This is a genomic window from Fulvivirga imtechensis AK7, assembly GCF_000331535.1.
Lineage (GTDB): Bacteria > Bacteroidota > Bacteroidia > Cytophagales > Cyclobacteriaceae > Fulvivirga > Fulvivirga imtechensis.
This window is the reverse complement of the sequence record NZ_AMZN01000122.1, coordinates 22,244-32,735: the sequence shown is the minus strand read 5'-3', so window position 1 is coordinate 32,735 and position 10,492 is coordinate 22,244. Positions and strand designations below refer to the sequence as shown.

The 10,492-nt window shown below is 45.6% G+C and carries 6 protein-coding genes; all 6 read right to left on the bottom strand.

The features are described 5' to 3' along the window. Positions 1 to 824: 824 nt before the first annotated feature. Entirely contained in the window at positions 825 to 1,460 is a 636-nt protein-coding gene (locus tag C900_RS26140) for a porin family protein (protein ID WP_040497602.1), read from the bottom strand. 312 nt (positions 1,461 to 1,772) lie between these two features. Then, entirely contained in the window at positions 1,773 to 3,554 is a 1,782-nt protein-coding gene (locus tag C900_RS26135; protein WP_040497601.1) for a sodium:solute symporter family protein, read from the bottom strand. A 9-nt stretch (positions 3,555 to 3,563) separates the two neighbouring features. Then, a complete protein-coding gene (locus tag C900_RS26130; protein WP_009583451.1) occupies positions 3,564 to 4,670 on the bottom strand; it encodes an acyltransferase family protein in 1,107 nt (368 codons plus the stop codon). Next, entirely contained in the window at positions 4,657 to 7,470 is a 2,814-nt protein-coding gene (locus tag C900_RS26125) for a family 20 glycosylhydrolase (protein WP_009583450.1), read from the bottom strand. The genes C900_RS26130 and C900_RS26125 overlap by 14 nt, the downstream gene beginning before the upstream one ends. A gap of 17 nt (positions 7,471 to 7,487) precedes the next feature. Beyond that, positions 7,488 to 9,440, bottom strand: coding sequence for a glucosamine-6-phosphate deaminase (nagB, locus tag C900_RS26120; RefSeq protein ID WP_009583449.1), 1,953 nt, complete (start codon positions 9,438 to 9,440; stop codon positions 7,488 to 7,490). 17 nt (positions 9,441 to 9,457) lie between these two features. Continuing rightward, positions 9,458 to 10,435 carry an ROK family protein gene (locus tag C900_RS26115; protein WP_009583448.1) on the bottom strand — a complete coding sequence of 326 codons (978 nt, stop codon included), beginning with the start codon at positions 10,433 to 10,435 and terminating at the stop codon, positions 9,458 to 9,460. Positions 10,436 to 10,492: the final 57 nt, after the last annotated feature.

Sequence of the window (10,492 nt, the reverse complement as noted above, 5' to 3'; positions counted from 1 at the left end):
AGGGGACTGCCACGCTCCTTATCAGTCGCTCGAAGTGACGTTAGCTTCGCCCCATTTTCAAACCCGTCATTGCGAGGAAGTGCCAGCCTGAAAGGTGGCGCTGACGTGGCAATCCCCAAATCGTTAACGCGAACTATATTACTTCACGAATTCACACGTTGTTCCAGTTAGGGGACTGCCACGCTCCCTACCGGTCGTTCGCAGTGACGTTAAAATTCATATTTTTGAATATGAAAAAAGGCGGAGCTGTATACATCACTACCAATTATCATAATACAACCTTATATACCGGTGTTTGTGAGGATTTGGTGGCGAGAATCATTCAACGGCATTTACGGCAAAATACAATTGCTCAAAACTTGCCTACTACGAATTATTTCATTCGATAGAAGAAGCAATAGCGAGAGAAAAACAAATTAAAGCAGGCTCCAGAGCTAAAAAGATTGCTCTTATTGAGTCCATAAATCCCGACTGGCGAGATCTCTTTGAGGATATTAAACATTGGTAAACAATTCAGGGGACTGCCGCGCTTGCTTCACTCCTCATTTTTTAAACCGTCATTGCGACTTGTCCCGAGCTTTATGTCGGGAGGAGATGTCCTCTGACAAAAGGAAGATGACATTGACGTGGCAATCCCCCAATCGACAACGAGAACTATACTACTTCACGACTTTAACCATTCTTTCAATTCAGGGGACTGCCACGGTCCCTACCGGTCGTTACCGCAGTGACATTTAGTTGTTACACAACGTCAAAAAAATTGGTAAACCAACAAAACCTTTCAATCCCATCAGCATACCAATTCTTTTTGCTGTTGATCAGCTTTAATATCCTGTTCTTGACATTAGGTTCAATGCAATATAAACCTGTGCAAATGAATTTTTAGCATCACCGATTTGTCGTTTGGCATTTTCGGCTTTAGCAATTTCATTTAAACCATAATTATAGCGCACTCCAAAAGCAATAGGATCAAAATTGAGGGCTAGTCCACCGGACAAACCATAGTCCCACTTCTCGTAATCATCTCTGTCCAACTCTCTGTAGTTATCACCAAGATCACCGTTTGTTGACGTGCTCACCCCTACCAGGTAGCCAACGTACGGACCAATGTGTATATCGGCATCATCACCCAGCTTAAATGTAAATAGCACAGGCAAATCAATATAGTTGAGGTTAAATTTCCTTTCCCCTTCAAAACCTATAATATTATATTCCGCTTCGGCACCTTTGGTAGAATAATTCAGCTCCGGCTGAATAGCAAAGGACGGCCCCAACATCAATTGCCTGTAAACACCGACATGAAAGCCAGTTCGCACATTTTCATCTTCTATATCATCAATATAAAGATTGCTTAAATTAAGACCACCCTTTACACCTCCTTTAGGTGATTGCGCATAGGTAAATCCTGCTCCCAAAATAAGGATGGCCACTGTTAACATTGTCATTCTCACTTTTTTCATAGTCATATCCTTTTGGTTTACTAAAAAAAGAGGAACAACTATGCCAATAGTCAAAAAACTGCATTAGGGATCGAAAATACATCAAAATACATATCATTTTGCTGCTAAACCGAGAAATTACTTACCCAGAACGTTGCCCTAATCCACATGTCAGTTCACTGTTCTCAGTTCTCAGTTCTCAGTTCACTGTTCTCAGTTTACAGTTCTCAGTTTACAGTTCTCAGTTTACAGTTTGTCGGTTTTTAAGTTGCTGTTCTTGGTTTCACCGCTCTTGGTTTGCCGGGGGGCACTATCGGAAGCGGCAATAAAGAGTTACTTAGAAAACCGCCTCCACATGATAATGAGCCACAATGCTCCCAAGCCTGATACGATGGTCAATACCATGGCGGTGATCACCGCTCCATAGATCCAGTATCCGGTAGCAAACAGCACAGAGAATACGGTAACGCTACCAATAAATACGCTCAACACCTCCAGGCTCAGGTTGTGCTCTATCACCGGTATTTCCTCATTATTTTCTGCCATCCTCCTCTTAATGCGATCCCAACCGGGGCCGGCGGGTTTTACCTTCAGGTAAAACTCCCTAAGCTTTTCTGCGCTGGTGGGCCTCGTCAGAAAAGTGATCAGCAACCACAAGGCAGTAGTGAGACCAACACCCCACAACAACCTGTAATGCCCGGGAATATCTTCAAACCCCAGCCGCACGTGTACCAGCTCAAAGTATATGGCTACGAAAAAGGATACCACCATACCAGCGAGCTCTGTAAAAGCATTGATCCTCCACCAAAACCAGCGAAGTATAAAAATAAGTCCAGTGCCTGCACCAATAGTAAGCAATATGCGGAAGGCCTGAATAGCATTTTCAAGATATAAAGCCAATATGGCTGCCAATACCATCAAAACCACTGTTGACAGCCTGCCAAGGTTCACCATGGACGAATCGCTTGCTTCCGGATCGACAAATCTTTTGTAAAAATCGTTCACCACGTACGATGCCCCCCAGTTCAGGTGTGTGGATATAGTAGACATGAAGGCGGCTATTAACGAAGCGATCACTAACCCCAACAGGCCATGAGGCAGGTAGGTAAGCATAGCCGGGTATGCCAGATCGTGCCGGATGATACCCGGGGCAATATGAGGAAATGCAGCCTGAATGGCTTCCATGTTAGGAAACACGATCATAGACGACAGCGCAATAATAATCCATGGCCATGGTCTGAGCGCATAATGGGCAATATTAAAAAAGAGAGTAGCCCCTATGGCATGCTGTTCATTTTTCGCTGATAGCATACGCTGAGCAATGTAACCACCGCCACCAGGCTCTGCTCCGGGGTACCAAACACTCCACCACTGCACCGCCAAAGGCACTACGAATAGTGGGATTAAGGTCTCTGTTCTGGAAAAATCAGGCAGCAGATCCAACTTGGGCTGAACCGCCGGGTGAGACAGCATATTTTCGAGGCCGCCTACCTCTGGAAGGTTCACAATAACATAGGAGGCCCAGACAGAGCCTATCATCGCAATAATAAACTGTATGAAGTCGGTAATCAATACGCCTTTTAAGCCCCCAAGGGAGCTGTAAATAACGGTTACTACCGAAGCAATAAGTAAGGTTTGAACGGGAGTAAGGTTTAGCAGTACACCTCCTATCTTGATGGCCGCCAGACATACGGTGGCCATGATCATCACGTTAAAGAACACACCAAGATAAAGGGCTCTGAAGCCACGCAAAAATGCCGCAGCCCGCCCGCTATATCGCAACTCATAAAATTCCAGGTCTGTCAGCACGTTTGACCTCCTCCACAGCTTGGAGTAGACAAAAACGGTAAGCATGCCCGTGAGCAGGAACGCCCACCAGGCCCAATTCCCGGAGACACCATCCTGCCGTACTATATCTGTTACCAGATTGGGTGTATCAGCAGAAAAGGTGGTCGCTACCATAGACACTCCCAGCAGCCACCAAGGCATGTTGCGCCCCGACAGGAAGTATTCCGATATGCTGGCGCTTGCCTGCCTTGCCACTACAATACCTATTACCAGCGAAACCACAAAAAATGCAATAACAGATAGCCAGTCAATTGTTTCTAAAACCATAATATAAGATTAAACCTTAATAATGATGTTCTTTTTATAAAGTATCCACACCGGCACAAACATGAGCAGGGTGAACAATAAAGCATAAATAAAAGAGGCCAGACGGACATCGGTGATGACTGCTGTAAATCCACTAAAAAGCCAGCCCTGTAGAGAAACTCCCCCTGAGACCTCCAGCGATACCAGCACACTGGCCAGCATCATTGAAAGCATGTAAACGAATATGGCGTTTATACCAAATGCTTTAAAGGGTGTCCAGAATTTACTTCTTTGCATTTTGATGTCCAGCAACCAGTAGAGAAAGGCTAGAAAGTGAATAGCGATTCCGGCAGTATACAATACATATGAGCTTGTCCACAGGCTTTTATTGATAGGAAAGAACAAGTCCCAGAAAAGTCCGGCAACGATCAGCAGATTGGCCGCTACAAAAAGATAAATGACCTTTTCCTTCTCTGTGCGGTCTGCCATTAGCCATTGGCCGACCAGCACACCGATTATACCTGTTACTATGGCGGGTAATGTACTTAGCACACCTTCCGGATCCCACGTCTTTGTAACCTCCCACATATGGCCGGTCAACAGTTGGCTATCTACCCAGGCTGCCAGATTTGCACCGGACTCCAGGCTACCGGTAGCTGCGCCGGGTATGGGAATAATCAGGAACAACAACCAGTACACCATTAAAATAGCGCTCCCGATATATACCTGCACTTTCCAGCCGGTTTTCAGATACAAAAAAGCGCAAATAAAAAATACTACGGCAATGCGCTGCAGTACACCGGGTATCCTAAGGTGATAGAGGTCGAAATACGGAAATGCATTCAGGAAAAGGCCTATCAGGAAAAGAATCACACTTCTCTTCAGGACAGTGAATATTATTTGCTTATGACGTCCTTTGTCTTCAACTGCACGGGACAAAGACAAACACACTGCCACTCCCACAATAAAAAGGAAGAATGGAAAAACAAGGTCTGTCAGTGTGCAGCCGTGCCAGCCGGCATGTAGCAACGGTGGATATACTGCTGCCCATGATCCGGGGTTGTTCACCACGATCATGGCAGCAATAGTAATCCCTCTGAAAACGTCCAGTGAAAGTAGTCGCTTATTCTTGTTCAAAGGAGGTTTCAGTGTTAAAATCCTTGTCGATAAGCACTAATTTAGCGAAGCCCGCAGGTACATGAAATACCGGTAAGTTCATATAATCGTAGTACCTGTATTGTTGATGAATGTCATCCCTGTCGTTAACACAAAGATTAATACCCATCACCGTCTGATCTACCGGATTTCGTCCCAATTCTTTCCAGTTGATGGCTACCTCCACCTGGTAACCTGTATCCTTATCTTTAGGATTGTTTATAGTACCTGATACCTTTACGGCCGTTTTGGCGTTGCCATTCCAGGAGTTATTGTATTCGCCATTAGCCAGGCTGCCGCGATCATCAATGATGGCATTAAATACATTGATATGATAAGCCAGGTCATCATTCTTCCATTCTGCTGAACGATCTCCTTCAGTATCTATCAAAAACTCCACCCCATCATCCATATGCAGCCCTTCCTGATCTCTTGTTTTGGCCAGCGCCTGTAAATTAGTATTCTGTACTTTAAAAGCCAGATATAAATTCTTTTTATCCCACCTGATAGCAAAATGGCAGGAGTCATCCCAGTTATAGTGCTTGGCAGGAATAAAATAATTCCAGGTCACATCACTCCAATCTGACAGATCTCCATCAATAGTTATGGTCTTATCTGTTTTGTAAACAGGCAAAATAGCTGCTTTGCGCTTGACCAACTGCTCTATTGAATTTATCACCTGCAAGTCGGTGCGCCCACCGGATTGTCTGCTACGCTCCAGCTTTTCCAGGGCATGCTCATACCACTGAAGCTGCTCCATTGGATTATGGCCTTGCACATTTCCATCCATCGCTTCCAACCCTAACCGAGCGATCTCCGACAGGTTAGCCGAAAGCTGTTCAATAGACCTCAACACAAATGACTGCTCAATTGTCGGTATTAATTTTTTATGATTATCGCGCCACTTTTGCAGCCAGCTTTTGATATCCGCCTCACTAACCTCCTTCGAGTGATTCAGATAATCTACCACCAACTGATTGAATACCCGGGCATCAGGTGCATCAGCAATGGCAACATCAGCAAAAAGTGTGAATGGAGAGTACGTTTTATACATAGTGCCACCTGGATTTCTTTTGTATCCTTTCAACGGCTCTACTACATTGGCCAGTACTTCGAGCGCTTCGGTATCTCCACCACCGGTCAGGTTGCGCAAGATGACCTGCCGATTGCGTTTATGGGTGAGACCATGCTCTTCCAGCAGGAAGCTGATATGATCCAGGCGCCTGTACATATCTCTGACATCGTTTATAGCTGCCGGAGACCACAGTCTTTCTGCTATAGCAGCGGTACGCGGCCATATGCGTGAATCAATAGTTGTTGGCGTAACCAGTTCGCTCCACATGGTAGCCTCACCTCCTAGTACATTTTTCTTCTGCATCTCAGTAAGGGGTGCGTTAGCGGGCAACGGATCATTCAGATAGTGTTTGTAAGCCGGCTTTAAAAGGTCTATGTAGTAACCATTTGATAATATAGTCTGATAGCCATTCCTTGCAGCCTTTACAAGTCCCTCCTGCCCTCTCCATGAGTGAATTACAGCAGTTTTCGGAAGGTCCGGCTGCAGAATTTCGTCCCAGCCGATCATCTTCTTGTTGTACTTGGCCAATATCTTCAATAGCCTCTTGTTAAAATACGTCTGAAGGGCATGGTTATCAGCAATATTATTTTTCTTCATAAACTGCTGTATTTCAGGATTTTTATCCCAATGCCGACCCTCATTTTCATCGCCACCTATGTGAAAATAGCTATCAGGGAAAAGCGCTGCCATTTCACCGAAAAGGGTACCAAGCATCTCATAGGTCTCTTCCAGAATAGGATTAAGCGTAGGATCAAAAATGCCCGAGTTCCTCTCCAATCTATAGGTACCAGAGGCTTTTATCTCAGCTATTTCAAACTGCTGCTCGACATCTCCTGCCTGTTCAGTTTCGTGAGGGAGCAACTGACCTCCCGGAGCATATGGTCCCGGAGCGCTTGCCAATTGCGGGAAAGCTACCAACCAACTGGTGGCATGCCCCGGAACATCAAACTCGGGAACAACCCGAATGCCACGCTCGGCAGCATAGGAAACTATCTCTCGTATGTCTTCATGGGTAAAATACTGTCCATCTGAAGCCAGTTGATGAAGCTGCGGGTATATCTTGCTCTCAATGCGAAAGCCCTGATCATCTGAAAGGTGTAAATGAAGCACATTCATCTTTACCGCAGCCATGCCATCCAGGTTTCGTTTGATGACATCCACAGGTTGAAAATGCCTGGCTACATCGATCATTAATCCCCGCCAGGGAAAGCGCGGCTCGTCCTCTATGGCTACCGCAGGAAAGAAATAACCCTCCTCATCGGAATCGAGAAGCTGCAACAGCGTTTCAATCCCTCGTAAAGCACCCAGGTCTGTTTCGGCTGTGAGGGTGATCTTATCGTTGCTGATATCCAGTTTGTAAGATTCATCCTCTCCAAATTTCACCACTCCGGCTCTTTTGGTTTTTATCACCATACCGGCGCCAGGTATCGTCTCAGGCGTTACAAACTCCTGGCTGAAAAAGGTTCCGGTACGCCTGTCCAGCCTCCTCAACCATCTGGTAGCCTGGATATAAAGCCGTTGATTAGCCACACCCTCAGTTGAAATTTTAAAATCTTTGGTTATTCTATATATGCCATCTTTAAGCTCCAGCTTGGCTGGATATGGCATAAGTATCAGATCTTTGGGAATGATGTTGTCTGCGCCCGAACAAACTAACCCCCAATTCAGGCACAGGAACATCACCATTAAACCCCTTACTTTTCTCATCAATGTCTATTCAAAAGTTAAAACTTGTATCTCTTAAAGCCCTCTATTGCCTCATACTCCGGTAAACCCAACTTGTCATACAAGGTAGCCGTTGCATGGTTTCTGTCTTCTGCTCTCATCCAAAACTCACGTGGGTCAGCGCCAGGGAATAGCGCAGTGTCCTTCTGCGACTGGTGTTTGAAGATAGACTTACGCTTGCGGACCAATTCCCCCGGGCTAAGGGGCACCGCCATTTCGATATCGTTGATATCCCACTCCTGCCATGCACCACGGTACAGCCATACCCAACAATCTTTTATCCAGGGCTCTCCTTTCAGCCGATCCAGCGCCTGGAAGATGGCAGAGAGACAAACCCGGTGGGTGCCATGAGGGTCAGACAGATCGCCAGCGGCATAGATCTGATGAGGCTTTATTTCCTGTAACAGGTTAACTATAATTTGAATGTCCTCTTCACACAACGGCTTTTTCTTTACTAAACCGGTCTCGTAAAAAGGCATGTCAAGAAAGTGCGCCTTTTCATCAGGAAGCCCCACATACCTGCAGGCTGCCTTGGCCTCTCCCCTTCTGATCAGTCCCTTGATGGCCTGCACCAAGGTGCTGTCCACTTCACCGGGCTTTTTGCCTTTAATAGTCTCCACCACATGTTGGTAGGTTTTCTTTCCGTCATTATTGCTGATGGTGTAGACATCATTAAAATCTCTGAAGAAATCGGCAAAGCGGATCACATCTTCATCGAAGACGGCAATATTTCCTGAAGTCTGATAGGCGACATGCACATCATGTCCCTGATCTACCAGTCGTATGAAAGTTCCCCCCATAGATATTACATCATCGTCAGGGTGTGGACTGAAGATCACCACACGTTTTTTCGCTGGCTCAGCCCGCTCCGGGCGGTAAGTATCGTCTGCCTTGGGCTTACCTCCGGGCCATCCGGTGATGGTATGCTGCAGTTCATTAAACATCTGGATATTGATGTTATAAGCAGGTCCATGTTCGGCCACCAGATCACTCATGCCATGATCATTATAATCGCGATCGGTAAGTTTCAAAATAGGTTTCTGCAGCTTCAGACTCAGCCAGATCACTGCCTTTTTTGCCAGGTAGTTATCCCACTTGCAAGTTTGTACCAACCAGGGGGTTTTTATTCGCACCAGCTCGGCGGCAGAACCATCATCCAACACCAGTGTGGCGTTAGAATGGCTCTGAAGGTATGTTGCAGGAACAGTATCCGATATCTCTCCTTCCACTGTTCGCTGTATAACATTGGCCTTACCTTCACCCCACGCCATCAAAATGATGCGCTTTGCCTTCATAATGGTGCCTACTCCCATCGTAATCGCTCTCCTTGGCACATTTTCTTCTCCAAAGAAGTCGCTGGCAGCATCCAGCCTGGTAATATGATCAAGCGTGATCAGTCTGGTTTTTGAGTTGATATGTGACCCTGGTTCGTTGAAGCCAATGTGGCCTGTACGTCCGATACCCAATATTTGGAGATCAATACCTCCAAGCTCCTTGATTTTTTGCTCATATTCCTGACAAAATGAATCCACCAGCTCGTAAGGTAATGTGCCGTCAGGAATATGAATATTTTCCCTTTCAATGTCGATATGGTCAAAAAGGTATTCGTTCATGAACCTCACATAACTCTGTAGGTTTTCCGGCTCCATTGGGAAATACTCATCCAGGTTAAAAGTGATAACATTTTTAAAGCTCAGCCCTTCTTCCTGGTGAAGACGCACCAGTTCGTTGTATACTGATGTCGGTGATGACCCTGTTGCCAGCCCCAGCACACACACCTCTCCTTTGGCTTGCTTGCTCCTGATCAGGTCAGCTATTTCATGTGCAATTGCCAGCGAGGCCGTTGTAGAATTATCGAATATTTCAACATGTATCTTTTCAAACTTGGTTTTTTCCGTAACCCCTGTTGGCTGATGTGCCAGACTTCGATGTTCTTCTATAGTTTTCGTCATATGCTTGATCTTTTTTATTAATGAACAATTGCCATCTTATTTTCAAGATGTTTCCAAACCAATGCCCCTCCTCCCAAGACCGAAATTTCATCATCTTGTAATGCAGAAGGCAGCAAACGGATCGGATCTGAATAGCTTTTATATATATATTTATGGATACTTCTTCTGGTTGGCTCAAAGAGCAATGATTGCGCATTGGCAATACCCCCTGTAAGAAAAATGGCTTCAGGATTATACATGGCTATCACATCTGACAGCTTATACCCCAGAATATCCCCGGTGTATTGGTATATCTTTAATGCCATGCTGTCTCCCCGCAGTGCAGCCGAACTGATCTTATCGGGTGTAAGGTCGCGTGACGCAATAGCGCGTAGTTCGGACTCATCTTCGTATTTTGATAGCAGTTTCAGGGTAGTCCTGATAAGCCCTTTGGCAGAAACATATGCCTCCAGGCACCCTTGTTTGCCGCATTCACAATACCTTCCTTTAAATTTAACTGAGGTGTGACCCAACTCACCGGCCATATCATTCTGGCCATGGAACAGTTCACCATTAATGTAAATGCCGCAGCCTAAACCGGTCCCTATGGTAACGGAAAGGAAATTTTTCATTTCGCGTGCAGCACCGAATTCATTTTCGCCTACAGCAGCGAGGTTGGCGTCATTAGTAACTATTACCGGCACCTGAAACTGATCATGCAGGAACTGCCGTAGATTTACGGCACCCTGCCAGGCCAGATTGGCGGCTCCAACTACTTTACCGGTATAAAAGTTGGCCTTAGGTGCGCCTATTCCAATGCCTGCTAAGTCTACGTACTCTTTTCCTATATCAGATATAAGCATTTTTATGTTGGTGCTCAGTGTCTCCAAAAAAGCCTCCTTATTAATCTGATCTCTGGTGGAAAACCTCCTCTTATGGATGATCTTTCCGTCCTGAGTGACGGCCCCAAGCTTAGTATTGGTACCTCCTACATCTACTCCTACTGCTATTAACATTTACAGGCGCTTATTTTCTTTTTTTTAATTCGGTAACAGACGTCATTGCCGTTAGTA

Bases quoted from the DNA above. Each gene is read 5' to 3' on its own strand.
- C900_RS26140 (WP_040497602.1), bottom strand. From the start codon at position 1,460: ATGAAAAAAGTGAGAATGACAATGTTAACAGTGGCCATCCTTATTTTG.
- C900_RS26135 (WP_040497601.1), bottom strand. From the start codon at position 3,554: ATGGTTTTAGAAACAATTGACTGGCTATCTGTTATTGCATTTTTTGTG.
- C900_RS26125 (WP_009583450.1), bottom strand. From the start codon at position 7,470: ATGAGAAAAGTAAGGGGTTTAATGGTGATGTTCCTGTGCCTGAATTGG.
- nagB (WP_009583449.1), bottom strand. From the start codon at position 9,440: ATGACGAAAACTATAGAAGAACATCGAAGTCTGGCACATCAGCCAACA.
- C900_RS26115 (WP_009583448.1), bottom strand. From the start codon at position 10,435: ATGTTAATAGCAGTAGGAGTAGATGTAGGAGGTACCAATACTAAGCTT.